Here is a 24,948-nt window from a genome sequence, read left to right on the forward strand (position 1 = left end):
TTTGACAGAAGGCCCCTATGAACGCGTCGGTACTGGTCATTAATTGCGGTTCCTCTTCCATTAAATATGCATTGATTGAGACAGACCCCCAAGCACCACGTCTTGATGGCATTGCCGAACGCTTGGGCAGTGCTGAGGCACAGCTAAAGGGTAACGATAGCGCCGGTGAGCGTTTTATCAAATCACTGCCTGGCGCTGACCATGCCGAAGCAATCAGCGCTATTCTGGATAGCCTTGAGGGCCGACGCCCATCAGCCGTGGGCCACCGCATCGTCCATGGCGGGGAGCATTTCACAGAAGCGGCGCTGATTGATGAGCGTGTCATCGCCGCCATTGAAACCACCGCCGCCCTGGCGCCCCTGCATAATCCGGCTAACCTGATCGGTGTTGCCGCAACTCAAAAAGTCTTTCCATCGCTTCCCCAGGTCGCCGTGTTTGACACCGCCTTTCATCAGACCCTGCCGCCCCGCGCCTACCGCTATGCCCTGCCTGAAGCGCTGTACCGCGATCACGGCATTCGCCGCTACGGCTTTCACGGCACCAGCCATGCCTTCGTTAGCCAGCGCGCCGGAGAGTTGAGCGACCGGGGGGCTGGCGGCTGGCTGACAGCACACCTGGGCAACGGCTGCTCGACCAGCGCCGTGTGGCAACATCAAAGCCTGGACACCAGCATGGGGTTAACGCCACTGGAAGGCCTGGTAATGGGGACCCGCAGCGGCGACGTTGACCCTGGTCTTCACGCCCACCTGCACCGCCAGCTTGGCTGGTCGCTGGATGAGATTGACCAGGTATTGAATAAACAAAGCGGTCTACTGGGGCTCTCGGGCCTGACCAACGACATGCGCGAAATCGAACAGGCCGCCGAACAGGGCCACGCGGGGGCGTCGCTGGCGGTGGAGGTTTTCTGCTACCGTATCGCCAAATCACTGGCCGGCCTGTCCTGCGCGCTGCCCACCCTCGATGGCGTGATCTTCACCGGCGGCATCGGCGAAAACTCGCCCCAGGTGCGTCGCCGGGTGATTCAACTGATGCCCCACTTCGGCTTTGCGCTGGACGACGCGGCTAACGACGCCACGGTTCGCGGCCGGGAAGGCGCGCTGGATCGCGACGGTCATCGCGGCCCAGAAGTGTGGGTCATCCCCACCGATGAGGAAGCCCGTATCGCTCTGGAAACCCGCCACTGCCTGGAGACCCAAGCATGAATACGCCCGCCGATACTCCCCAGGCCATTTTGCTGGTACCCACCAGCGAAGGGGCCGGGTTAACCTCCGCCTGTCTCGGCCTGATTCAGGCGCTGGATACCATTGGCCTAAAGGCGGGCTTCCTAAAACCGTTCATGCAGAACGAGCTTAACGGCCCGGGCCTTGATCGTTCGACGGCACTGGTGTCACGGGCGCTGAACCAACGTCCGCCCTCGCCTATTTCCCAGGCCCGCCTGGAGCGTTTACTGCGCGACGATCAAACCGACGAGCTGATGGAAAACGTCATCGAGCTCTACGACCAGGTCACCCAGCAGGCGTATCGCGACGGCAGCGCACTGGACCTGGTGGTGGTCGAAGGCGTGGTGCCGACTCAGCACACCACCTACGCCACCCAAACCAATGCTCAGCTCGCTCACGCACTCAACGCACGGATCATTCTCGTCGGCACCGGCGACCTGGATGACCCGCAGCGGCTCGCCGAAGAGTTGGATATGCACGCCAGAAGCTTCGGCGGTGTCAGCTCAAGCCGTACCCTGGGCGGCATTTTGATGCGTATGAAAAACTTACCCTATGCCCAGGACGACGATCTTTCTGCAGCGCCCGGTACCTTTAAGCCTCAGTTGGAAGAATCGGTGCTTGCTGAACTCCGGCAGTATTCGCCTGCCCTGGCGACTGACAAGTTTCATCTGATCGGCGTTGTGCCTTTCAGCAACGCCCTCAGCGCACCGCGCACCCTGGATGTCGCAAGGGCATTGAATGCAACGCTGCTGAACGAAGGCGAGGCCCTCAGTCGCAGGGTGCTTTCCACCAGCCTTTGCGCCCGAAGTGCCGCCAATGCATTGCATATTTTCACGCCGGGCAGCCTGGTGGTGGCCTCTGGCGACCGCGACGATGTGATACTGGCCTCTGCGCTTGCCACCATGAACGGCACACGGCTGGCCGGCGTACTGCTCACCAATGGCTTTATGCCCAACGACAACATGATTGAAATGTGTCGGCCAGCGCTGAAAACTGGCCTGCCGGTGCTCGCCGTCGATACCGACAGCCTGACCACCGCCCAGAACTTGAGCCAGTTGAGCAGCGAAATCCCCATGGACGATTTCGAGCGCGCCGAGCAGGTGGCCCGTTATGTTGCAGCCCATATCGACCTGGAATGGCTAAAGACCCATCTCAGTCGCGGCTACACGCATCGTCTTTCGCCCTCCGCGTTTCGCCACCAGCTGGTCAAGCTCGCCCAGCACGCCAAGAAACGTATCGTGCTGCCGGAAGGCGACGAGCCACGCACCATCGAAGCGGCGATCATCTGTCAGCGCCGCGGCATCGCCAACTGTGTGCTGCTGGGCAAGCGCGATGACATTGACAACATCGCCCGCAACCGCGGCCTGACGCTGCCAGACGAGCTGACCATCATCGACCCGGAAAGCACCCGGGCGCATTATATCGCGCCCATGGTGGACCGCCGACGCGGCAAGCTCAACGAGTTAACCGCCGAGGCCCAGTTGCAGGACAATGTCGTGCTCGGCACCATGATGCTGCAACTGGGTGAAGTCGATGGATTGGTATCAGGGGCGGTACACACCACGGCCAACACCGTACGACCCGCGTTTCAACTGATTAAAACCGCGCCAGAATATCACCAGGTCTCATCGATCTTCTTCATGCTGCTGCCCGAGCAGGTCGTGGTCTATGGTGATTGTGCCGTGAACCCGGACCCCGACGCTGAAACCCTGGCCGAGATCGCCCTGCAAAGCGCCCGATCTGCCGAGGCCTTCGGCATCGAACCACGCGTCGCGATGATCAGCTACTCAACCGGCGACTCTGGTACCGGCGCCGATGTCGACAAGGTACGCGAAGCGACGCGCATTGCCCGACAGCGCGCACCGCACTTACTCATTGATGGCCCGCTACAATACGATGCGGCCGCGATCGAAAGCGTTGGCAAACAGAAAGCGCCCGACTCGCCGGTAGCAGGCAAGGCCACGGTATTCGTATTCCCGGATCTCAATACCGGCAACACGACTTACAAAGCCGTTCAACGTAGCGCACGGGTGGTCAGCGTTGGCCCCATGCTGCAAGGCCTGAACAAACCGGTGAACGACCTGTCACGCGGCGCGCTGGTCGATGACATCGTTTACACCATTGCCCTCACCGCCATTCAGGCCAGTCAGCAACTTACCTGACTCAAAAAGGCAACCTGCCCCCTTATCATTGACGATGAGGGGGCAGGCATTTGATGGCTAAAGACATAAAGAAGACAAGCCAGCACTGGCTATTGCAGGAGGCTCAGGATTATCCGCTCACCGTAGCCCCACAGCAGTACCGTCGCGGCCAGCAGCATCTCCAGTACCAGCACCCCAATGGCCAGCGTCGCACTGGAGACGATAAACCCCTGCTCATCAGAGATATCCAGGAAGTTGGGGATCCCCACGTAGAGCAGATAACCCGACCAGCAAAGTCCTATCACACCAGCCAGCAGACAGAGCCATACGATGGGATAAAGCGCCACGACACCGCTGAGCAGCATGGGGGTCGCGACATAACCCGCAAACTTTACGCAGCGGCGACGATTCGGGGGGTCAACAAAGCGTTGGGCCATCCAGTGGATGACGTTGCCCATGAATAGCACGGCCGCCAGAATGACCAGGTAGAAAACGATGCCCGCATAAAAGGCGTCCAGCAACCCCAACTGAATGGTACGCTCAGCGCCGAGCCCCCAGCCAAACTGCGTGGTGCCAATGAAGGAACAAACAACCGGTACGGCGCTTAGAATCAACACATGGTGAGCATAAAGGTGAAACACCGTTTCATGCTCGTCGTGCATCTGTTTCCATTCGCGCTGAGGATGGGCCATTAAGCCCCAGACGTGTGTCAACATGGTACGTCTCCTACTGTCCTTTTTATTCTAACCGACGAAATAGCCGGTCAAACCCGAATCGGGCTTACAGACAGTATAGACAGGAGCATTGCACTCCTGCCTAATTTCTGACGTACTTCATAGCCAACGGTCTAACAACGGAGGTAATGAAAGCAGGCTGGCATCCAGCGACATGGCGACACTAAGTGCCGTAATGGCCAGAATCGATACGCCAAACACGCGCCTGGCCCAGCGGATGTCATCGCTTCCGTTATAGCCCTGCACGGCTTGGTAAAGCCAATAGCTTCCCATCACCAATGCCACGATCAGGTAGCCAACGCCCGCATAGCCAGCCAGGGCTAGTGCCAATGACGCGGCAATGAACGCCACAATGTAGCCAAGGATATAGCGACGAGCCGAGGCAATACCGCGTACGACCGGCAGGACAGGAATTGAGGCGGCGCGATAATCATCCATCCGGAAAATAGCGATCGCATAGGAATGCGGCATTTGCCAAAGACAGAAAATCAACAGCAGCGTCAGCGCGCCTGCGTCCAGTTGGTTCGTCACGGCGCAGTAACCCACCACCGGCGGTATTGCGCCCGAAAGACTGCCAACCAGAGTTCCAAACTCTGAGTGACGCTTCATGTAAAGGCTGTAGGCCCCTACATAAATGGCATAGCCAAAGCCTGCCAGGGCAACCGTCAAACCATTGGTGCCCAGTGCCAACACAGTAAAACCGGCAATACCCAGCAACGTCGCAAAGCAAAGTGCCGCAAACGGCGTGATACGGCCCTGAACCAGAGCCCGTGTACGTGTGCGGCTCATCACCGCATCAATATCGCGATCGATCACGTTATTGAAGGCACAGCCCGACGCAATCACCAGCGCCAGGCCCACCACCGCGCTCATGAATAGCAGCAGGTCAAAATCGCCGCGGGCGGCTAAAAAATAGCCGCCCATCACCGAAATGGTATTGCCACCAATGATACCCGGTTTGGTGAGGGCGAAATAATCGCCCATCTTTGCCATAAACGTTACCCGATGTGCAGATTGAGGTGCAGGTGATGCATGATCCACAACGAACCTCCAACAACCAGGCCGAGAATAATCAAGGTAAAGACGAAAGACATGAAATTCCAGCCTTCCTCCTGCTTGGTGTCCATGTGCATGAACATCACAAGCTGCACCAATATCTGGGCGACGGCGGTGATCACGATCGTCCAGACGGTGGCATTCATGCTCAGCGCGCCGCTCATTACCGCCGCGAACGGGATAATGGTCAGCACGATGGAGAGAATCAGCCCCGTCACATAAGACTTAACGCTGCCGTGTGCAGTGGGTGAGTCCTTCATATTACAGAGCCCCCATCAGGTAGACGAACGAAAATACGCAAATCCACACGATATCCAGGAAGTGCCAGAACAAGCTTAGGCACAAAATACGCGGACGTGTCATATCATTCAGACCCTTGGTACGCAGCTGATAGAGTACCACCAGGATCCAGACCAGCCCGAAGGTTACGTGCAGACCGTGTGTGCCAACCAGTGTAAAGAAGGCAGATAAAAAGGCGCTGCGATCAGGGCCGTAGCCGAGATGAATGAGATGCTGGAACTCATAAATCTCCATGGCAATAAAGGCTGCCCCCAGCACGAAGGTGATCCAAAGCCATTTCTTGACCTTGTCGACCTTCTCGGCGGTCATTGCCAGCACCGCCATCCCATAGGTAAAACTACTGATCAACAGAGCAAATGTACCGGCCAGAATCAGCGGTAGATCAAAGATCTCGGAGCCGTCGGGTCCACCGGCCGTGCCCCGAAGGAGCACGGCAAAGGTAGCGAATAGTGTTCCAAAGATCACTAAGTCGCTCATCAGGTAAACCCAGAAACCGAACACCTTGATGCTGCCGGTATCGTGGTGATCGTGCGCCTCTGGATGCGCGTGATCGTCGTGGTTAGTTACTGCTTCGCTCGCCATGGTTACCCCTGCATCCGAACCTGTAGATGAGACGCTTCTTCGGGATGCTGCTTCAACCACTCCCGATACTCTTCGAGGCGCTGCTTGTGCTCATTCTCAATACGTTCGACTTCAGCCGCCGGCACGTAGTAATCAATGTCGTCATTGGCTACGCGGGCGATAAAGGCAACAAACATACCGATACCACCGACAATCGCCAGCCACCAGATATGCCATACCAGGGCAAAACCAAAGATCATCGAGAACAGGCTGATCACCGGTCCCGCAATGGTGTTGCGCGGCATATGGATATCTTGGTAAGGCCCAGTGCCAATTGCTTCACGGCCTTCCTGCTTCTGGCGCCAGAAATCATCGATACCGCTGATTTTTGGCAGATGCGCGAAATTATAGAACGGTGCAGGTGAGGACGTTGCCCACTCGAGGGTACGGCCATCCCAGGGGTCACCGCTCATGTCGGCATACTTCATGCTATGACGATTCTTGATGCTGACCGCCACCATGATCAGTGTCGATAAGATACCCATCAGGATAATACATGCACCGATAAAGGCGACGATCATCATTGGCTGCCACTCGGTGGCCTCGTAGGAGGACATGCGACGCACGGCCCCATCGAAGCTGAGCACATAGAGCGGCATAAAGGCCATGAGAAAGCCGATCAACCAGCACCAGAAGCTGCGCTTGCCCCACTTTTCGTCGAGCTTGAAGCCAAACGCCTTCGGGAACCAGTAGTACATGCCCGCCATCATGCCGAAGACCACACCGCCGATAATCACGTTATGGAAGTGGGCGATAACGAACAGGCTGTTATGCAGCACGAAGTTGGCCGCCGGTACCGACAGCATGACACCGGTCATACCACCGATGGTAAAGACGATGATGAAGCCGATGAGCCACAGCATGGGCACAGACAGCTCGATGCTGCCGCGGTACATGGTGAACAGCCAGTTGAAGACCTTCACACCGGTGGGGATGGCGATGATCATCGTCATGATGCCGAAGAAGGCATTGACGTTGGCCCCCGCCCCCATGGTGAAGAAGTGGTGCAGCCATACGACAAACGACAGAATCGTAATCGCGACGGTGGCCCATACCATGGTGTGGTAGCCGAACAGCCGTTTGCGGGCGTACGTCGCCACGACTTCAGAGAACACCCCGAAGGCCGGCAGAATCAGGATGTACACCTCAGGATGGCCCCAGGCCCAGATGAGGTTGACGTACATCATCACGTTACCGCCAAGATCGTTGGTGAAGAAGTTCATCCCCAGGTAACGATCAAGAGTCAGCAGCGCAATCGTCGCGGTCAGGATCGGGAAGGACGCAATGATCAGCACGTTGGCGCATAGCGAGGTCCAGGTGAAGATCGGCATGCGGAACATCTTCATGCCCGGCGCACGCATCTTCAGGATCGTCACGAAGAAGTTGATCCCCGTCAAGGTGGTACCCACCCCGGATATCTGCAACGCCCATATCCAGTAATCGACCCCGACCCCGGGACTGTACTCAATCCCCGAAAGAGGTGCATAGGCCAGCCAGCCGGTCGTACCAAACTCGCCGATGAACAGAGATAGATTGACAATCATCGCACCGGATACAAACAACCAGAAGCTCAGGTTGTTCAGGAACGGGTAGGCGACGTCGCGTGCACCGATCTGTAGCGGCACGACCAGGTTCATCAAACCGATGACCATGGGCATGGCCACGAAGAAGATCATGATGACGCCGTGGGTCGTGAACAGCTGGTCGTAGTGCTCAGGCGGCAGGAAGCCTTCTGCCCCGCCAGAGGCAATCGCCAGCTGGGCACGCATCATCAGCGCTTCACCAATACCGCGGATCAGCATCACCAGTGCCACGATGAAATACATGATCCCAATCTTTTTATGATCGACCGAGGTTACCCACTCACTCCACAGATAGCCCCACTTGCGGAAGTAGGTAACACCCCCTAACACTACCGCTCCGCCCAAGGCGGTCATGATCATGAGCGATACGATGATGGGATCGTAAAAGGGGATCGAGTCTAAACCGAGTTTTCCAAACATAGTTTACTCCGCTGCCTCCGCGTTCATCGCCATATCGCCGTCCTGCTCTTGATGATCGCTATTGGCATGTTTGTATCCGGTCTCATCAGGCAACACTTCAACAGGCTCACCGCTGTGGTAAACGTTGAGGATGTCGTCATAGAGGGTTGGCGATACTTCAGAGAAGTACTCGACCGGATGATTACGGCTTGGCTTCAACAGCTCGTTATAGCCATCGTCGAAGCTTATCGATTTGGAGGACTCTTTGACTTCTGCCACCCACTCATCGAAGCCTTCTTCCGATGTCGCATGCGCGTCAAAGGTCATGCCCGAGAAGCCCGAACCACTGTAGTTGGTAGAGCGACCTGGGTAGGTACCTTCCTCGTCAGCAATCAGATGGACGTCGTTATCCATACCCGCCATGGCATAAATCTGGCTGCCAAGATCAGGGATGAAGAACGAATTCATCACTGACGCGGAGCTGACCCGGAAACGTACTGGTGTGTCCGCAGGAAACGCCACCTCGTTGACCGTGGCAATGCCTTGCTCGGGATAGATGAACAGCCACTTCCAGTCCATGGACACGGCCTGGATTTCAAGCGTCTCTTCACCTTCTTCAGCAATGGACTTGTGCGGGTCCAGGCTGTTCGAGGTGTACCACGTCAACCCCGCGAGGAAGAGAACAATGACGCAAGGAATCAGCCACACCACCACTTCAACCCAGGTGTTGTGCGCCCAGTCAGGCGTGTAGGCGGCCTTGTGGTTACCACGACGGTAACGCCATGCAAAGAACAGCGTCATCCCGATAACGGGAAGCACGACAATCTGCATGATGCCGAAGGCTGTCAGAATCAGGGTGCGTTGCTCGGCGCCAATTTGACCCTTCGGGTCCATCAACGCCGAGCTACAACCACCCAGCAGTAAAAATAAAGAAAGCAACAGTAGAAGACCTGCCGCTTTGGCGTAGAGGTTTTTTCTCATGTTACGACCTCGTCAGGGCTGGGAGGCAAACATTGCAAACAAGCCGCTAAGTAGCAAGCTAACAAAGTCTCTTGAAAAAACGCAGCCGATAAGCAACCGCTTAACGTCGACGTCTGATCGCGAGAGAGGACCGTTTGGCAAGCTAGCGCCAAACACGGTTACTGCAGACGATGGCTATTCTCGCATCAATGACGCAGAAGAGAAGAGACGATTTGCCGCAGGTAAACGCCGCGGATTCTGCCACGATTGGCCTAAGGCTTAAAGGTAACTTGGCTAATTTAATCAAAAAAACCATGCAACGAACTATGGCGCGGTGATCGTCGGTGAAGCGCTGTTTGCGTCGCGCAGCAAGGTCGGGGCGCCCTCCTCGTCGGTGACGATCACGTCAAACTCGTTCACCGACGCAAAGTACGCCGGGCGCACCACACCGAACTTGCTGGCATCTACGACCAATAGACGCTGCATGGCCGCCGCCATTGCCGCCTGCTTGGGCAGCACCTCATGAAAATGGAAGCAGCTTACCCCACGCTGCACATCAACGCCCGCCGCCGAAATAAACGCCTTGTTAATCCCCAGCCGCTCAATGGACTCCGCCATGGTGTCACTGGCGAACGACTGCGACGCCGGATAAAACAAGCCACCCAGCAACACCAGTCGCACGTTCGGCAAGGGTGCCACAGCATTCGCGATGTTGAGGGCATAGGTAATCACCGTCAGATCCTGATAACCACTCAGCTGGTTCATTAGCGGCATCAATGTCGAGCCACAGTCGACAAACAGCGTATCGCCGTCCTCTATGAACCCCTGGGCACGCTGGCAGAGGCGATTTTTCGCCTGGTAGTGGCTGGCCTGCTGCTCGGTCAGGTCGTATACCGGGGTGACACCTGGCGTATGCGCCATGACCAATCGGCCACCGAGCAGGCTAATCACCTGCGGATAGGCGTTAACATCCCGCCGGATGGTCATTTCGGACACACCACACAGTTCGGCCGCATCGCGTAAATGCAGCGTCCCACCGCTGGCGAGTGCCTCCTGCAACGTTGCCAAGCGCAACGCGCTTCGGTCTTTCATTGACAGCTTCTCCTGGTAACGGCCTGTTGTCGTTGAATGGGCCTGGGTTATCGCGGAGGTTACCTCTTGTGAGGGCTTGAGAGCGCTTGCGGGATAGCTTTCTCCACTTGCTGATGGCCTTTCCCATTGACGGGTGGCTCTCCCCCTTTAGTTGAGGTTTCTCCTCCCCATGCTGAGCGAGCGGCCAGAGAATTACCATTAAATCAACGGCCGTTGAAACTTTATGTCAGCCGTTTTTCATTTAACAGCGGATCACGTGATAAAAATTGCAAATCGGCGTTAGAAAAATAACACTAAATGTTATAATTTTAACATTACAACTCAAGAAACCCGCTGATTCGGGTCAACGCCAGCCCTCACGTCCGTCGTCGAGGCGGATCAAAACTGCAACTAACAAACCGGTTGAGGCTACCATGACTGCTCGTACTCGTTTTACCACTGCTATTCCATCACGCGCATCGCTAACAGCGCTTGGCGCTGGCCTACTAATCGCTGGTACCGCCAGCACCGCTAACGCGGACGCCTTTGATCCCATCTGGTCGTTCGCCAATGTGTCGGTCAATTATCTTGACTGGTCTGACGGCACCGAAGACCGCACCGCGAGCAATGCCGCCAAGAGCGATTTCATGTTCCTGGAGATCGAGGGCGGGCTGGGTTACGAATGGGGTGAGTTTTACGGCTTTTTTGATTTTGAAAACCCTACCAACGACCAGTTCGACGAAGCCAGCGGCGGCACCGATAACTTCCGCACGGCGGGCAAGCTGACCTCGCACATTTACCTGGGCGACAGCCCGATGTCGATTTATGCCCACCTCTACGACTTCCGTGATTACGGTTTCAACAGCCGCGAGCAAGACCAGATCCTGGGCCTGGGCTATCTCGCCAACTTTGATAACGGCGTCTGGTTCAAGCCGTTTCTGGGTGCCGCCCGGGTACAAAGTAATAACTATACCGGCTCGAACGGCTTCATGGCTGGCTGGGTCGCGGGCTACGACTTCAATGCCTTCGGCCAGAAGTTTGGTGTTACCAACTGGCATGAGCAGACCTTTGGTCGCGACGACGAGTATCTGGAACAGAACTATGTGGGCGATAAGGCCGACAGCGTGGGCACCAATGGCGCAGTCAGTCTCTGGTGGCATCCTTCCGAGTTGATCACGACCGGCATCCAGTACCGCTATTCCGATGAAAAACTAGGCACGCCTAGAAATTATCAGAACGCGATGATTTACACTGTGAAGCTCAACCTGCTGTAACACGCACCTGGCCCACGCGAAGGATCTTTTTTATGACACTCCTGATGAGCTTGGTCGGCATGGTCACCCTGGTGGCCATCGCCCTGATCTTTTCTTACGATCGCAAGTCGATCCGCTTACGAACTGTGTTGGGTGCCTTCGGCATTCAAGCGGGCATTGGCGCTTTTGTCCTTTATGTGCCCTTTGGCCAGAGCGTCTTGCAGACGATCTCGGCCGGCGTCAGCCAGATTCTGGTGTATGCCGATGACGGCATCAGCTTCCTGTTTGGCGGCCTGGCAGATACTGACGAGGTCGGCTTCGTATTCGCCATTAAAGTGCTGCCGGTGATTATCTTTTTCTCATCGCTGATCGCGGTGCTCTACTATATCGGGATCATGCAGTGGGTCATCCGCCTTCTGGGGGGCGCCCTCCAGAAAGCACTGGGCACCTCGCGTACCGAGTCGCTTTCCGCTACGGCCAACATCTTCGTCGGCCAGACCGAAGCGCCGCTCGTGGTACGTCCGTTTATTGCCCGCATGACACCTTCCCAGCTGTTCGCCGTCATGTGCGGTGGCCTGGCGTCCGTCGCCGGTTCGGTGCTTGCGGGGTACGCCGCCCTGGGGATCCCCATGGAGTACCTGGTCGCGGCCTCTTTCATGGCAGCCCCGGGTGGTTTGCTGTTTGCCAAGCTGATCATGCCCGAGACCCAGGATCCCAAGGATGCCGACAGCGTTTCCAAGGTCGAGGAAGAGCTTGAAGAGCAGCCGGACAAGCCCAGCAACGTGCTGGACGCGGCCGCTTCTGGCGCGACGTCCGGCTTGATGCTGGCGGCCAATGTGGGCGCCATGCTGCTGGCCTTCATCGCGCTGATCGCCTTGATCAACGGTATTCTCGGTGGCGTGGGCGGCTGGGTCGGCTTTGAATCGTTGAGCCTTGAGTGGATTCTGGGCTGGCTGTTTGCCCCGCTGGCGTTCTTGCTGGGTGTGCCCTGGGAAGAGGCCACCCTTGCCGGTTCGTTCATCGGCCAGAAACTGGTGGTCAATGAGTTTGTCGCCTATATCAACCTCGCGCCCTATATTGAAGGTGAGCAGATGGTCGCGGCCACTGGCCAGGCGATGACGGCACACACCATGGCAATTCTTTCCTTTGCCCTGTGTGGCTTTGCCAATTTATCCTCCATTGCGATTTTGCTCGGTGGCCTGGGTAGCATTGCCCCCTCGCGTCGCCATGAAATCGCCCGCTTTGGCGTCAAGGCGGTATTGGCAGGCACCTTGTCCAACCTGATGTCGGCCTCTATTGCAGGCTTCTTTATCGCCTTGGGCAGCGTTGCTTCTTAACGTAACCTTCAACGATTACGCGGGCGCTGCTGTCGTATACAGTAGTGCCCGTTTTTTTCAGTCGTTCTTAAACCCTAATACTGTGCGAGATGTCCATGACCGCTTCGATTAACATCACCCTTGCTGCGCGCCAGGCGCTTTCACTGATGGACTTGACCAGTCTCAACGATACCGATACCGATGCGTCCATCGAGTCGCTGTGCAAAAAGGCAAAAACGCCCTTCGGCTACCCGGCAGCGGTATGCGTCTATCCCCAGTTCGTCGTGACCGCGCGTCGCGCCCTCACCGCCCATGAGCTCAACGGTGACGTCAAGATTGCCACGGTCACCAACTTTCCCCACGGCGGTGACGACATCATGGGCGCCGCCCGCGAGACCCGTGAAGCCGTCGCTTCCGGGGCAGACGAAGTCGATGTCGTCTTTCCCTATCGCGCCCTCATGGCGGGCGACGAAGAGACCGGCCGTGAGCTGGTGGAAATGTGCCATGCGGCCTGCGGCGGCCAGGCGCTGTTGAAAGTCATCATCGAGTCCGGCGAGCTTAAAGAGCCTGCGCTTATCAAGCGGGCAAGCGAGCTGGCCATTGAAGGGGGCGCCGACTTCATCAAGACCTCAACCGGCAAGGTGGCAGTCAACGCAACGCTGGAAGCCGCCGAGATCATGCTCCAGGCCATCAAGGAAAGCGGCAAGGATGTCGGATTCAAGGCGGCAGGTGGGGTCAAGACAGCCGAAGAGGCCGCCGAATACCTGGCGCTCGCCGCCAAGATCATGGGTGACCAGTGGGTCTCGCCGCGCCACTTCCGGTTTGGCGCGTCCAGCCTGCTGGGGGACTTGCTCAACACCCTGAGCGGCAACCCCCAGACCGCGTCGCTCTCGCGTAATGACGGAGGCTATTAAGATGCTCCCGCAAGAACTGATCCGCCTCAAGCGCGATCACCAGCCGCTACCAGCAGAAGAAATCAAGGCGTTTGTACAGAGCATTGCCGACGACCGTATCAGCGATGCACAAATTGGCGCCTTTACCATGGCGGTGTATCTGAACGGCATGAGCCGTGAGGAAGTCGTCGCGCTGACCACCGCCACCCGTGACTCCGGCCACGTCATGCAGTGGGATTCACTCAACCTGCCCGGCCCGATCGTCGACAAACACTCCACCGGCGGCGTGGGTGATCTGGTCTCGCTGGTACTGGGCCCCTGGGTCGCCGCCTGCGGCGCCTTCGTGCCGATGATTTCCGGCCGCGGCCTGGGCCACACCGGCGGCACGCTGGATAAGCTGGAGTCCATTCCCGGCTACAACCCCTACCCCGCCCCGGAGCGCTTCGGCGACGTGGTGAAATCCACCGGCGTGGCGATTATCGGCCAGACCGGCAACCTTGCCCCGGCAGACAAGCGCATCTACGGCGTGCGCGACGTGACCGCCACGGTGGAGTCCATCCCGCTGATCACCGCCTCGATTCTGGGCAAAAAGCTGGCCTCCGGCCTGGATGCCCTGGTCATGGATGTCAAAGTCGGCAGCGGCGCCTTCATGCCTACGCCGGAAAAATCCCGCGAACTGGCCAAGAGCATTGCCAATGTCGCGACCCAGGCGGGCACACCTACCACCGCGCTGCTCACCGACATGAGCCAGCCACTGGCCCCCTGCGCCGGTAACGCGGTCGAGATTGTCGAAACCCTGGCACTGCTGCGCGGTGAACGCGCCAACAGCCGAGTCATGCAGGTGACCCGCGAACTGGCGGTGGAAATGCTGATGGCGGGCAAGCTGGTCGACAGCCGCGAGGCCGCGCTGACCAAGCTTGAAAAAGCCCTGACATCGGGTGCGGCCGCCGAGGTTTTTGCCCGCATGGTGAGCGAGCTGGGCGGTCCTGCCGACTTCATGGAGCGTTCGGATCACTACCTGGCCAACGCCGACGTCATTAAACCCGTGTATGCCGAACGGTCGGGCATCATCCAGCGCATTGACACCCGGGCCGTGGGCATGAGCGTGGTGGAACTCGGCGGGGGCCGCCTGCGCAATGATGCCAGCGTCGACCACAGCGTCGGCTTCAGCGACATTGCCGAAATCGGCGAGCGTGTCGATGGTCAGCGTCCTATCGCCATGGTTCACGCCAAAAGCGAAGATGCCGCCGCCCTTGCCGCCGCCCAGCTTCGCGCCGCGGTCACCTTGGGTGACGCCCCCGCGACCGCGGACACGCTACTTCAAGACACCTTCAGAGGAGAAGCCTGATGCGCCGCGCGATTGTTGTTGTCCTCGATTCATTTGGCATCGGCAGCGCGCCGGATGCCGACACCTTCGGCGACCAGGGATCTGACACCCTGGGCCATATTGCCGCCGCCTGCGCCCGTGGCGACGCCGATACGGCCGAGCGCTCAGGCCCTTTGAAACTACCCAACATGGCAAAACTCGGTTTGTTTCACGCCCACCGCGATGCCACCGGCACTGTAGCGGAAGGCGTTAACCTGCCGGACACGCTGACAGGCGCTTACGCCCACGCCAAGGAAATTTCCAGCGGCAAGGACACCCCCTCGGGCCACTGGGAAATTGCCGGTGTCCCCGTGCGCTTCGACTGGGGCTACTTTCTCGACAAGACCGATAGCTTCCCGGCGGAGCTGCTCGACAAAATTGTCGATGCCGCCAACCTGCCCGGCGTGATTGGCAACTGCCACGCCTCGGGCACCGAGATCATCGCCCGCCTGGGCGAAGAGCACGTCGCCACGGGCAAGCCGATCGTCTACACCTCTGCGGATTCCGTCTTCCAGATTGCCGCCCACGAAGAGCACTTCGGCCTCGAACGGCTCTATGAACTGTGCGAAACCGTGCGCGGCCTGCTCGAGCCTTACAATATTGGCCGCGTGATTGCGCGCCCCTTTGTTGGCAATAACCGCGACGACTTTGCCCGCACCGGCAACCGCCGCGACTACAGTGTCGAACCGCCGACCCCCACGGTGCTGCAAAAGCTCGCCGAAGCCGGTGGCGAGGTGGTATCGATCGGCAAAATTGCCGATATCTACGCCCACTGTGGGATTACCCACAAGGTCAAGGCCAGCGGCCACGATGCGCTGATGGAGGCCACGCTTGCCGAGGTTGAGCGCACCGCCCGGGAAACCAGAGACCGCCCGACCATGATCATGACCAACTTTGTCGATTTTGACTCGGTCTATGGCCACCGTCGGGACGTGCCGGGCTATGCCGCAGCGCTCGAGCACTTCGATGCCCGCCTGCCCGAGCTGTTCGCCGCCCTAAACGATGATGACCTGCTGCTGCTCACCGCCGACCACGGCTGCGACCCCAGCTGGGAGGGCACCGAGCATACCCGCGAATACGTCCCGGTGATGGTGCGTGGCGCAGGCTTTACCCCCGGCCCCATGGGCGAACGCGGCACCTTCGCCGATATCGGCCAGACACTGGCCGACTACTTCGCGCTCGAGGCCATGGCCGACGGCGAAAGCTTTTTATCCAGCGCCGCTTAAAGGAGAAACCTACAATGGCGACACCACATATTAATGCTGAGAAAGGCGATTTCGCCGATACCGTGCTGATGCCCGGCGACCCGCTACGTGCCAAGTTCATCGCCGAGACCTACCTGGACGATGTCCGCCTGGTCAACGACGTGCGCAGCATGCTGGGCTACACCGGCACCTACAAAGGCCGCGAGATTTCGGTCATGGGCCATGGCATGGGCATCCCCTCGGTCTCGATCTACGCCAAGGAACTGATCACCGACTACGGCGTTAAATCCGTGATACGCGTGGGCTCCTGCGGCGCGGTTCGCGACGACGTCAACGTCCGCGACGTGGTTATCGGCATGGGTGCGTGCACCGATTCCAAGGTCAACCGCATGCGCTTCAACGACCACGACTTCGCCGCGATTGCCGACTTTGACCTGACCCAGCACGCCGTGGCCGCCGCCAACGCGCAAAACGTGCCGGTGAAAGTCGGCAACATCTTCTCGGCGGATCTGTTCTACAACCCGCAAACCGAGATGGCCGAGCTGCTCAAGCGCTACGGTATTGTCGGCGTCGAGATGGAAGCCGCGGGTCTCTACGGCGTGGCAGCGGAATTTGGCGCCCGGGCGCTGACCATCTGCACGGTATCCGACCATATTCTGAAAGGCGACTCGCTCTCAAGCAAAGACCGTCAAACCACCTTCAACGACATGATGACGATTGCGCTCGATACGGTATTACGCGACGACGCAGCGCGCACCTGAAGGCCAACACCAAGGAAATCGCCATGAGCCAAGTCGATTCGGCACTGGTTGAGACACTACTGACAACGCTCGACAATGCCTATGCGCCCTACTCCAACCATCCGGTGGCCGCCGTGATGGAGTGTCCGGATGGCCAGCAGTTCGCCGGCTGCAACGTCGAAGTGGCCCACTACAAGGGGCTGTGTGCCGAAGCCTCGGCCATTTCAGCCATGGCCACGGCCGGGCAGCGTGCGCTTGCCAGGGTCTATGTGATGGGGCCCGGCGAGCACCTGTGTACGCCCTGCGGCGACTGTCGCCAGCGTATCCGCGAGTTTGCCACGCCCGACACGCAGATCATGGTGCTCTCTCGCCAGGGCGAAGTACTGAAAACCTACACCATGGAAACGCTGCTGCCCGACGCCTTCGGCCCCGAGCAACTGCCGCCGCGTTGACCCCACCTGCTTCGCACTGACAACCAGCCCCTCGCGGGCTGGTTTTGTGCGTTTTTTGCTCGTACTCTTAAGACCCCCCCTTGTTCAAGACTAAATGTGTCGATTGAGAGCACATCATACGATTGGAGAACGCCATGGCTGGCCTATTGCCCAACGTCGACCCCGACGGCTTGCTGGAATATTCGGTGGTCTACACCGACCGCTCGCTGAACCATATGTCGCAACAGTTTCAGGGCGTGATGCGGGATATTTCCGCCACGTTGAAAGAGGTCTACAACGCCCATGCAGCGGTGATCGTACCGGGTAGCGGCACCTTCGGTATGGAAGCGGTTGCACGCCAGTTTGCCGCCGACCAGCCGACGCTGGTGATTCGTAACGGCTGGTTCAGCTACCGCTGGACGCAGATTATCGAGATGGGCCGACTGACCGACCAGCACACCGTGCTGAAAGCGCGGCGCGAAGACCCCAGCGACCCGCAGTCGCCCTTTGCGCCGGTCTCCGCCGACGAGGTTGCCGAGCGCATTCGCGCTGAAAAGCCTGCGGTCGTTTTTGCCCCTCAGGTGGAAACATCCGCCGGGATGCTCTTGCCGGACGACTACATCCGCACCGTTGCCCAGGCGACCCGTGATGTGGGCGGCCTGTTCGTGCTCGACGCCATTGCCGCGGGTACACTGTGGGTGGACATGCAGGCGCTGGGGGTAGACGTCGTGGTCAGCGCGCCGCAGAAAGGCTGGAGCGGCTCGCCCTGCTGCGCCATGGTGATGCTCTCAGAGCGTGCCACCCAGCGTTTGAGCGAGACCCAGAGCAACAGCTTTGCCTGCGATTTAGGCAAGTGGCACAGCATCATGCAGGCCTACGAGAACGGCGGGCACGCCTATCACGCGACCATGCCCACCGATGCCCTGCGCCAGCTGCGCGACATCATGCAGGAAACGCGTGACTACGGCTTTGGCAAGGTCAAAGAGGAGCAGCAGGCGATCGGCCGAGAAGTTCGCGCCATGCTCAAGCGCCACGGCTTTGCAAGCGTCGCGGCGGCGGGGTTTGACGCTCCGGGTGTGGTGGTGTGCTACACTGATGACAGCGGCCTGGTCGGCAAGCTTGCCCAGGCAGGCGTACAAGTGGCGGGCGGGGTGCCACTGATGTGCGATGAGGGCGACCACTTCCAGACCTTCCGCATTGGCCTGTTTGGTCTCGATAAGCTGCACCATACCCAGCGCAGCGTGGAAAACCTTGAGCAAGCCATCAAGTCAGTGAGTTAACGCCCTGGGCTAAATCAGGTAATCAACGCCAGAAGCCCGCTACTCAATAGCGGGCATCTTACGCCATCTGCCACTGGTTGCTTACATATAGCCTACGCCGCGGGGCATCATGCCAAGGTTATTTTCAACCTGCGTCACCCCTGGAACGTTCTCTGCCACCACCGTCACGGCCTTTTTCTGTTCAAGGGATTCAACCAGCCCCCAGACTTCCACAACGCCGCCATCGACGATCAGACTGATATTTTCGACGCGCACGTCGGTATGGCGCTCAACGTCGTTGAGGATGGCGTCGCGAATTTGGCGATCATCGGCAGGCGATTGCGTCGGCCCCACGACAGCATTCGCAATGCCTTGCAGTAAATTGGCGCGACTGACAATGCCCACCAATTTGCCATCACGCAGAACAGGCACACGTTTGATGTGGTGCTTTTCCAGCAGGCGAGCAATACTGTGTATTGGCGTGTTTTCCTCGACACTCAGCGGGTCAGGGGTCATGACATCCTGAGCTTTACGGCCATGGGATTTCACATAGTCGCGCGAACTTTTTCCGCCACTCAAAAGCGACAACCACCCTGACTGGGGCTGGCCGTCGTCGTCTTTTAGACGACGCATCAAATCGCCTTCGCTGACGATCCCGACCACCCGATGCTCGTCATCCACCACCGGGACGGCACTAATACGGTGGCTCAGCAGCAATTGTGCTATATCGCGCACATCGGTGTCGGGCGCCACACTCACCACTTTGGGCGTCATGATATCGATAGCTTGCATGGTGCTCCTCCTGGCAACGGGCCCTTTCGACGTTATCGTCGTAGTTTGCAAAGCCCTCTACTTCAGACTAGTTCGCTGCTCTTCAGTTGCCCATGCTGACACCCTTTAGTTGGCGTCTTTTTGATCTAGCGCAGCTTATTCACTGGTCTTTTTCACTGACCTTTGCTGTGCCGCTCTCCCCGACTTTTTCTACATCGACAATCCCAGACCGGCTGACCACGACCTTCCAGCGAGCCAGGTAAGGCTGGTCTTCGCTGCCGGTTTCGCGAATGACCAGATTGAACAGGTGACGACGCTCGACACTTTCGCGCACGGCCTGGCCTTCTTTAAGCCGGTAGATGTCATACTTGCCCTTGCTCATCAGCCGGGTCAGCATGGAGATATCCAGCGTTAAACTTTCCTGGGTATGTTCGTAACCACTCAGGAAGCGGGTCGGTGACATCCTGGAGCGCGAACGGTAATGCAGCACCACCTCCTCACGCTGGGCCACGGTCCGGCGACGCAACCGCTGAATTTCAGGGTCCAGAGACGAATAGCGCTTATAGTCGAACCATTCGAGTTGATGCCCCACCGATACATTGCGGTTGGGGTCGACGTACTGCCGCCGCCACTTAGGCCGCCCACGGCGCAACCAGCGCCATAAGGTGTTACGTAAATCGTCTTTGAACACTTCGCGCATGGCATAAAGTACGGCCATGGCAATCACGAACAACGAAGTGATATCACCGAGGGTATCGCGCAGGCGAAGTACGCCAAACGAAACAAAGGCCATGACCACGGCCGTCGCCAAGGCTTTGACGGCTTTTTGCTCACCGCCACCCAACTCCTGGGGCCGCTGCTTAAGGGTAATGGGATACTCGATCAAGCGACGCAGCAACCGCATTTTATTCGACATCCGGGTAGGGTCAGCCATCACCCGTTCGGCGTTGTATTCCTGCTCGCGCCGGTACGCTTCTTCACGCTGGCAAATCGCCACGAACCGGTGACGGATGGGGGTAAACTCACCGCCCCTGGGCATGTGAGCCACCAGCGCCAATAGCTGCTGTTCGGTAAACCACGACAGGTAATTATCGATATTGGTGAAATACTTGGTCAGTCGTTCATCCCGGGGCGGATGGCGGCGCAGGCGCCTCAGAATACTTTCACTCAAGTCACTGGTTTGCTGCAGCTGGTCACGCAGCCAATGAACACTTTCCTGGTCGACCTGATGCTTATCTTCGCTTCGGCGTATCTCCCGCGCACTTTTCAGCATGGCTTGGGTATTGCGCTCCATCGCGCCCACGTATTGATAAGCATAAAGGCTGAGGCTCAGGCGATAGGAGTCACTGCTCAGCTGATTGCGGCTCGCCAGGCGGCTATGCACCAGGGGCAGATGATATTCGTCGCTGTAGTAGGTACGCGACACTTGAATCGCCGCGTGGTAAAACGCTTCCTCCGAAATCAACTGGGTCGAAAGGCCAAGATCCCCCGGTACAAACAGATAAATATCCAGATTGTGAGAGGTTTCCTCCTTCAAGCGCCGTGAAATACGCAGTTGAAAGCTGTTTTTGCGCTCTACATTAATCAACTCACCAATCTCCTGCTTCCCTGGATACGTCAATGCGATAACATGGCATTATCGCTAACCGGTGAAGGCCTTGCCTTAAGGCACGCCTGACGCCACTATTGCCCGCTGTTCTTTTCACTTTGGGAGCCTTTGGATGTCCATGGCCCGTTTTTCACCCTTTGAGCTGGTGCTGTTAAATAGCCGCAGCCAAGTGGATACGGCAACGCTACTATTGCTGGCTTGGGTACTTGTTAACCGCCAGCACGTGTCGGAAGGCCAGCGACGCCGTCGCCTGGCCCAGGTCACGGCGCAGTTTCGTCATGGGCATGAATTGGGGCCGGTCATGAGCATTGCCCATAATCAGGATCTGCAAGCCATTCAGCTGGCCGCCGAGATTCTACGTAAAGAGTGCTCGCAAGAACGCAGCCTGAGTGTCCTGCATCAGTCGATCACGGTGGCAACCGATGACGGCGACCTGTCGCTGGCCAACCATTATATCCTGCGCTTTCTGGCGGACTTGCTCAATGTGACACCCACAACGCTGAGCACCCTGTTTTATGAGTTAACCGGCAGGCCATTAACGTCCCCCGAGGACCCCAGCCGTCATGCCTATTGGCAACGTCACAATCCGGACTACTTTAACCAAAAGGCACGCGAGGCCGCCGCTGAACAGCAGGCGCGGGATGAAGCCGCACAGCAGGCTGACGAGAAACACCAGCAACGCAAACAGAAAAAACAGCGTAAACAGCAGGAAAAGCAGCGCCAACAGGAAGAGGCCCAGGCGCGTCAGGCGCATGCCCGACAGGAGCGTGAACGCCAACGGCAACGCGATGACCAGAGCCGCCGCGAACAGGCTCAACGGGAGCAGGCGCGGCAAGACCGGTCCCGTTACGAACGCGCCCAGGGAGAACGCCGCCAGTGGCAACGCACCGCGCCTCCTCCGGACCGCACCACGCGTGCCCTGGCGGTACTCGGACTGCCGCCGGGAGCCAGTCGTAGCGACGTGCGCCTCGCCTATCGGCGCATGGCACAGCTTCATCACCCGGACCGCTTTTTCACCGAAAGCGAACACCAGGTGGCCCTGGCATCCGCACGTTTTCAGCGCATCAAAAACGCGTATGATTACCTGATGCAAACCTACTAAAAAGACGCAGCAGCGACCGACGGAACAAGACCATCCTTATGCGCGATTTGTATCAACGCCTATCGCTTTCACCAGAGGCCAGTGAGCACGACATCCAGGATGCCGTGATGCGCTGCCCCAACAGTGCCCTACGCCAGGACGCTGAGAGTGTTCTCGCGGTCAACGAGCACCGTGAGGCCTACGATACGCTGCACCACACGCTCAACGATATTGGCTGCCTGCGTGCGCGGCTCGGCTTGACCCACGGGGCCCACTGGCAAGGTGATGTGGCCAACGATTTTTCACTGCCCCCAGATCATGCCATTTCGCGCCACGATGAACTGGTCGACCGCGTCAGCAACGCGGTCTCACTGTACAACCGCTGGCGTCGCTGGCGAGGCCCCTGGCTACTCGTCGCCGTGTTCGCCACCGGGGCCGGTATCGGCGTCGTAATGGGATTTGCCCTCTGCCTGGGGCTTGCCGCGGGATAGACGACGGTCTTCTTCACTTCCCTTACGCTGCCGCTCATCTTTCCTGATTTCGGCTTTGGTCGGCATGGGGGCAGGTTTGGGGGGCGTTGGTCTTTCCCTCCCTTCTGCTGCCTCTTCAGAATCGCTGGCATTCTGGCTGGACTGGCCGTGGTCAGCCTCACTGCCACCCTCCAGGTTCATCTCCACGCTGCTGTCAGGCGCCATCAGGCCGCCTGCCTGACCTTCCATGCTGACACTCAAACGTGGCACGCCCAGGTCGACACCGTCGGCTTCCATGCGTTGTTTCAGCATCAGGTTAAAGGCGCGGGCCACGTCCCATTGCATTTCGGGTGCGGTACGGAACCGCATGCGCAAAATCGCCCCACCATCGTCGAAACTGTCGATTCCCTGCATCTCCAGCGGCGACCAGATATGGTGGCGCATCATCGGATCCTTGCGCAGTTCCTGGGCGGTTTCCTGCATCAAATGGATGGCATCGTCTATTTTCATGTCGTGGGGAATCCGGATACGCATCAGCGCAATACCGAACTGCCGGGACATATTGTGGATCGATTCGATGCGGCTGAACGTGATGATATGCACGATGCCGTCGAGGTCGCGCAGCCTGACCGTGCGCAGGGTCAGGCCTTCTACCGTGCCCATGTGGCCGTTGATTTCGACGAAATCGTCCACGGCCAGGGAGTCTTCGATGAGGATAAAAATACCCGTGATCAGATCCTGTACCAGCGTTTGCGCCCCGAAGCCGATCGCCAGACCGATGACACCGGCACCCGCCAGCAGCGGGGTCACGTTAACGCCCAGATTGGCAAGTCCGGCAATAATGGCAATAATCAGAATCGTGATAAAAATGACGTTGCGGATCATCGGCGTGATGGTTTGCGCGCGGGCCTGATTGACCCGCTTGCCACGGGAGCGCGTCGATGAGATCAACGCCCGCTGAATGGCCGTATCGGCAAATATCCATACCAGCCACGCCAGCAGCACGGTTCCCCCCAGGCTTACCAGGGCGGGACCAAGCTGTGCACCGGCCAGGCCGCGCTGGCCCAGGCCAAACATCGAGCTACCCCACACCTGCATCGACAGTTCGGCAAAAACCACCCAGGCACAAATATGTGCCAGCACGAACCCAAAACGCTCCAGGCGCTTGCGATACTGACTCTGCCGACGGCGGCGGTGGCGGCGCTTACCCAAGCGTTCGGCTTGACGACGCAGCAGGCCCGTCACGACCAACGTCAGCACCAGCAGGCTCGCCGAAATGATCGATCGGGCAAGTGCCGTACCCACATCGCCAACGGTAATAAAGATCGCCAGCAGCGAGCCACCTACCAACAAAAGTGCCGGGATATGCCACAGCCCACCGAGCGCACGAATCATCTCCACAGCAGTGTTGGCATCCCGCCGTTGCCGGTAGGGGCGATTACAGATCAGGTGGCGCACTGGACGCTTGAATTTGATCACGAAACGCGCCGAGATCAACGCTGCCAGCATATTGGCCAGCACGGACACCAGGCTGGAAAGCTCGGTGCCCAGCATTTCGACAATGCGGCTCGAATTCACCGCGTCGCCCAGTGCAATCAGCGCACCAATGACAAACAGGCTGCGCAGAGCACGCTGATGCAGCAATTGCACGGCCGTAAACCGATGCCCACGGCTGAAGAAAGCCACAACGGTTTCAAACACCACCGATAGCAGTCGACCACAAACGCAAATATAGGCCACAACCAGCACCATGGTCCGGCCCGGGCTGTAAGCCATCAACTGGCCGATCCCCAGCGTGATCGCAAACGCCAGTGTCCAGGGCAGGATACGCCGAAAGAAGTGCACGACCATCAGCCAGCCTTTAGGGTCGCGGGGCAAATCCAGCGGCCACTTGCGACGCTTGGCGATCACCCTTCCCGCACCGATCATGGACACCAGCAGCACAATCCAGACCACTGCAAGCACAGCGCCTTCGGCCACCGCACGAATCATCTCGCCTCGACTGGCGCTACTGGCCACAGCTCGCAATCCCTCACCGCCGTTGACCAGTTGACGCTGCCATTCCTCTACTGGCGAACCACCCGCCTGAGCCTGCTCGCCGATGTCGGTGAGCGTATCTGCAAGCGCCCCCAGCACCCCCTGGCGAACGACCCCTTCATCTTCACTGGCTTCTTGCGTGGTCGTTTGCAGTTCACGCAACGAGTTGATCAACTCACTGCGCCGCTCTTCGTCTTCGAGCACTGAAATCACGTCATTCAGCGAGCCCTGAAAGTCCTCACTGCTGACGTCGTTCTGCTCTTCCGATTCACCACCGCCGAGGCTTGGCAACGAGATCGCCTGTGCATGAGCGTGGGACGCCATGACGCCCATCAGCATGATGAAAATAAAACGAACAACGGTATTGATTAGCCAGTGCGGTCGCACATATTACTCCTGAACCAAGGCATCAAAAGGCAATGCCGCATGATT

At 58.4% G+C, this 24,948-nt stretch carries 22 protein-coding genes; 12 read left to right on the forward strand and 10 right to left on the reverse strand.

The window, feature by feature from the left end:
* Window positions 1-17: 17 nt before the first annotated feature.
* Together ADS46_RS04470 and pta are read left to right on the forward strand one after the other, a co-directional pair.
* Window positions 18-1,202: an acetate/propionate family kinase gene (locus ADS46_RS04470; RefSeq protein ID WP_066316825.1), complete on the forward strand. Its 1,185-nt coding sequence runs from the start codon at window positions 18-20 to the stop codon at window positions 1,200-1,202.
* Window positions 1,199-3,382 (forward strand): phosphate acetyltransferase, encoded by a 2,184-nt coding sequence (gene pta / locus ADS46_RS04475; protein ID WP_066316827.1) that lies wholly within the window; start codon window positions 1,199-1,201, stop codon window positions 3,380-3,382. The genes ADS46_RS04470 and pta overlap by 4 nt, the downstream gene beginning before the upstream one ends.
* Before the next feature lie 89 nt (window positions 3,383-3,471).
* Here pta and ADS46_RS04480 read toward each other — a convergent pair whose 3' ends face one another.
* The 7 genes from ADS46_RS04480 to ADS46_RS04510 all read right to left on the reverse strand — a co-directional run bounded on the left by ADS46_RS04480 (window position 3,472) and on the right by ADS46_RS04510 (window position 10,106).
* Window positions 3,472-4,077: a Yip1 family protein gene (locus ADS46_RS04480; RefSeq protein WP_082925982.1), complete on the reverse strand. Its 606-nt coding sequence runs from the start codon at window positions 4,075-4,077 to the stop codon at window positions 3,472-3,474.
* A 117-nt stretch (window positions 4,078-4,194) separates the two neighbouring features.
* Window positions 4,195-5,088, reverse strand: a complete 894-nt coding sequence (cyoE, locus tag ADS46_RS04485) for a heme o synthase (protein WP_082925983.1) — start codon at window positions 5,086-5,088, stop codon at window positions 4,195-4,197.
* A 5-nt stretch (window positions 5,089-5,093) separates the two neighbouring features.
* Window positions 5,094-5,411 (reverse strand): cytochrome o ubiquinol oxidase subunit IV, encoded by a 318-nt coding sequence (gene cyoD / locus ADS46_RS04490; RefSeq protein ID WP_066316837.1) that lies wholly within the window; start codon window positions 5,409-5,411, stop codon window positions 5,094-5,096.
* 1 nt (window position 5,412) lies between these two features.
* Entirely contained in the window at window positions 5,413-6,033 is a 621-nt protein-coding gene (gene cyoC, locus ADS46_RS04495) for a cytochrome o ubiquinol oxidase subunit III (protein WP_066316839.1), read from the reverse strand.
* Window positions 6,034-6,035: 2 nt separating this feature from the next.
* The gene (gene cyoB / locus ADS46_RS04500) at window positions 6,036-8,075 is read right to left on the reverse strand and encodes a cytochrome o ubiquinol oxidase subunit I (RefSeq protein WP_066316841.1); all 2,040 of its coding nucleotides are present in this window, start codon (window positions 8,073-8,075) and stop codon (window positions 6,036-6,038) included.
* A gap of 3 nt (window positions 8,076-8,078) precedes the next feature.
* Window positions 8,079-9,035 (reverse strand): ubiquinol oxidase subunit II, encoded by a 957-nt coding sequence (gene cyoA / locus ADS46_RS04505; protein WP_066316843.1) that lies wholly within the window; start codon window positions 9,033-9,035, stop codon window positions 8,079-8,081.
* 303 nt (window positions 9,036-9,338) lie between these two features.
* Complete coding sequence (locus tag ADS46_RS04510) at window positions 9,339-10,106, reverse strand: DeoR/GlpR family DNA-binding transcription regulator (protein ID WP_066316845.1); 768 nt, start codon at window positions 10,104-10,106, stop codon at window positions 9,339-9,341.
* Window positions 10,107-10,519: 413 nt separating this feature from the next.
* On the opposite strand from ADS46_RS04510, the gene ADS46_RS04515 reads away from it, so the two are divergent.
* The 8 genes from ADS46_RS04515 (at window position 10,520) to ADS46_RS04550 (ending at window position 18,569) form a co-directional block, all read left to right on the forward strand.
* Window positions 10,520-11,359 (forward strand): outer membrane protein OmpK, encoded by an 840-nt coding sequence (locus ADS46_RS04515; RefSeq protein WP_082925984.1) that lies wholly within the window; start codon window positions 10,520-10,522, stop codon window positions 11,357-11,359.
* A gap of 32 nt (window positions 11,360-11,391) precedes the next feature.
* Complete coding sequence (locus ADS46_RS04520; protein WP_066316850.1) at window positions 11,392-12,675, forward strand: NupC/NupG family nucleoside CNT transporter; 1,284 nt, start codon at window positions 11,392-11,394, stop codon at window positions 12,673-12,675.
* A gap of 89 nt (window positions 12,676-12,764) precedes the next feature.
* Complete coding sequence (gene deoC, locus ADS46_RS04525; RefSeq protein ID WP_066316854.1) at window positions 12,765-13,568, forward strand: deoxyribose-phosphate aldolase; 804 nt, start codon at window positions 12,765-12,767, stop codon at window positions 13,566-13,568.
* Between the two features lies 1 nt (window position 13,569).
* Entirely contained in the window at window positions 13,570-14,895 is a 1,326-nt protein-coding gene (deoA, locus tag ADS46_RS04530; protein ID WP_199825192.1) for a thymidine phosphorylase, read from the forward strand.
* A complete protein-coding gene (locus ADS46_RS04535) occupies window positions 14,895-16,139 on the forward strand; it encodes a phosphopentomutase (protein ID WP_066316858.1) in 1,245 nt (414 codons plus the stop codon). Before deoA ends, ADS46_RS04535 begins: the two co-directional genes overlap by 1 nt.
* A 14-nt stretch (window positions 16,140-16,153) precedes the next feature.
* The gene (deoD, locus tag ADS46_RS04540; protein WP_066316860.1) at window positions 16,154-16,879 is read left to right on the forward strand and encodes a purine-nucleoside phosphorylase; all 726 of its coding nucleotides are present in this window, start codon (window positions 16,154-16,156) and stop codon (window positions 16,877-16,879) included.
* 23 nt (window positions 16,880-16,902) lie between these two features.
* The gene (gene cdd, locus ADS46_RS04545; protein ID WP_066316861.1) at window positions 16,903-17,310 is read left to right on the forward strand and encodes a cytidine deaminase; all 408 of its coding nucleotides are present in this window, start codon (window positions 16,903-16,905) and stop codon (window positions 17,308-17,310) included.
* A 134-nt stretch (window positions 17,311-17,444) separates the two neighbouring features.
* On the forward strand, window positions 17,445-18,569 hold the full coding sequence (locus ADS46_RS04550; RefSeq protein WP_066316862.1) for an aminotransferase class V-fold PLP-dependent enzyme: 1,125 nt from the start codon (window positions 17,445-17,447) through the stop codon (window positions 18,567-18,569).
* Window positions 18,570-18,650: 81 nt separating this feature from the next.
* On the opposite strand, the gene ADS46_RS04555 is transcribed toward ADS46_RS04550, so the two are convergent.
* On the reverse strand, window positions 18,651-19,340 hold the full coding sequence (locus ADS46_RS04555) for a CBS domain-containing protein (protein ID WP_066316865.1): 690 nt from the start codon (window positions 19,338-19,340) through the stop codon (window positions 18,651-18,653).
* A gap of 139 nt (window positions 19,341-19,479) precedes the next feature.
* Entirely contained in the window at window positions 19,480-20,907 is a 1,428-nt protein-coding gene (locus ADS46_RS04560; protein ID WP_066316866.1) for a hypothetical protein, read from the reverse strand.
* Window positions 20,908-21,040: 133 nt separating this feature from the next.
* Here ADS46_RS04560 and ADS46_RS04565 point away from each other — a divergent pair, with 133 nt between their 5' ends.
* Together ADS46_RS04565 and ADS46_RS04570 are read left to right on the forward strand one after the other, a co-directional pair.
* Window positions 21,041-22,030 carry a J domain-containing protein gene (locus tag ADS46_RS04565; RefSeq protein ID WP_066316868.1) on the forward strand — a complete coding sequence of 330 codons (990 nt, stop codon included), beginning with the start codon at window positions 21,041-21,043 and terminating at the stop codon, window positions 22,028-22,030.
* Between the two features lie 38 nt (window positions 22,031-22,068).
* Window positions 22,069-22,500, forward strand: coding sequence for a hypothetical protein (locus tag ADS46_RS04570; protein WP_066316878.1), 432 nt, complete (start codon window positions 22,069-22,071; stop codon window positions 22,498-22,500).
* Here the strand turns inward: ADS46_RS04570 and ADS46_RS04575 are convergent.
* Window positions 22,417-24,903: a mechanosensitive ion channel family protein gene (locus tag ADS46_RS04575; RefSeq protein WP_066316884.1), complete on the reverse strand. Its 2,487-nt coding sequence runs from the start codon at window positions 24,901-24,903 to the stop codon at window positions 22,417-22,419. The genes ADS46_RS04570 and ADS46_RS04575 overlap by 84 nt on opposite strands.
* Window positions 24,904-24,948: the final 45 nt, after the last annotated feature.

This window comes from Halomonas sp. G11, assembly GCF_001663515.1.
Taxonomy (GTDB): domain Bacteria; phylum Pseudomonadota; class Gammaproteobacteria; order Pseudomonadales; family Halomonadaceae; genus Vreelandella.

Bases quoted from the DNA above. Each gene is read 5' to 3' on its own strand.
- cdd (WP_066316861.1), top strand. From the start codon at position 16,903: ATGAGCCAAGTCGATTCGGCACTGGTTGAGACACTACTGACAACGCTC.
- ADS46_RS04480 (WP_082925982.1), bottom strand. From the start codon at position 4,077: ATGTTGACACACGTCTGGGGCTTAATGGCCCATCCTCAGCGCGAATGG.
- ADS46_RS04550 (WP_066316862.1), top strand. From the start codon at position 17,445: ATGGCTGGCCTATTGCCCAACGTCGACCCCGACGGCTTGCTGGAATAT.
- cyoA (WP_066316843.1), bottom strand. From the start codon at position 9,035: ATGAGAAAAAACCTCTACGCCAAAGCGGCAGGTCTTCTACTGTTGCTT.
- ADS46_RS04510 (WP_066316845.1), bottom strand. From the start codon at position 10,106: ATGAAAGACCGAAGCGCGTTGCGCTTGGCAACGTTGCAGGAGGCACTC.
- ADS46_RS04515 (WP_082925984.1), top strand. From the start codon at position 10,520: ATGACTGCTCGTACTCGTTTTACCACTGCTATTCCATCACGCGCATCG.
- ADS46_RS04555 (WP_066316865.1), bottom strand. From the start codon at position 19,340: ATGCAAGCTATCGATATCATGACGCCCAAAGTGGTGAGTGTGGCGCCC.
- cyoC (WP_066316839.1), bottom strand. From the start codon at position 6,033: ATGGCGAGCGAAGCAGTAACTAACCACGACGATCACGCGCATCCAGAG.
- deoA (WP_199825192.1), top strand. From the start codon at position 13,570: ATGCTCCCGCAAGAACTGATCCGCCTCAAGCGCGATCACCAGCCGCTA.
- ADS46_RS04470 (WP_066316825.1), top strand. From the start codon at position 18: ATGAACGCGTCGGTACTGGTCATTAATTGCGGTTCCTCTTCCATTAAA.
- ADS46_RS04570 (WP_066316878.1), top strand. From the start codon at position 22,069: ATGCGCGATTTGTATCAACGCCTATCGCTTTCACCAGAGGCCAGTGAG.
- ADS46_RS04535 (WP_066316858.1), top strand. From the start codon at position 14,895: ATGCGCCGCGCGATTGTTGTTGTCCTCGATTCATTTGGCATCGGCAGC.
- ADS46_RS04520 (WP_066316850.1), top strand. From the start codon at position 11,392: ATGACACTCCTGATGAGCTTGGTCGGCATGGTCACCCTGGTGGCCATC.
- cyoD (WP_066316837.1), bottom strand. From the start codon at position 5,411: ATGAAGGACTCACCCACTGCACACGGCAGCGTTAAGTCTTATGTGACG.
- deoC (WP_066316854.1), top strand. From the start codon at position 12,765: ATGTCCATGACCGCTTCGATTAACATCACCCTTGCTGCGCGCCAGGCG.
- cyoE (WP_082925983.1), bottom strand. From the start codon at position 5,088: ATGGCAAAGATGGGCGATTATTTCGCCCTCACCAAACCGGGTATCATT.
- pta (WP_066316827.1), top strand. From the start codon at position 1,199: ATGAATACGCCCGCCGATACTCCCCAGGCCATTTTGCTGGTACCCACC.
- cyoB (WP_066316841.1), bottom strand. From the start codon at position 8,075: ATGTTTGGAAAACTCGGTTTAGACTCGATCCCCTTTTACGATCCCATC.
- deoD (WP_066316860.1), top strand. From the start codon at position 16,154: ATGGCGACACCACATATTAATGCTGAGAAAGGCGATTTCGCCGATACC.
- ADS46_RS04565 (WP_066316868.1), top strand. From the start codon at position 21,041: ATGTCCATGGCCCGTTTTTCACCCTTTGAGCTGGTGCTGTTAAATAGC.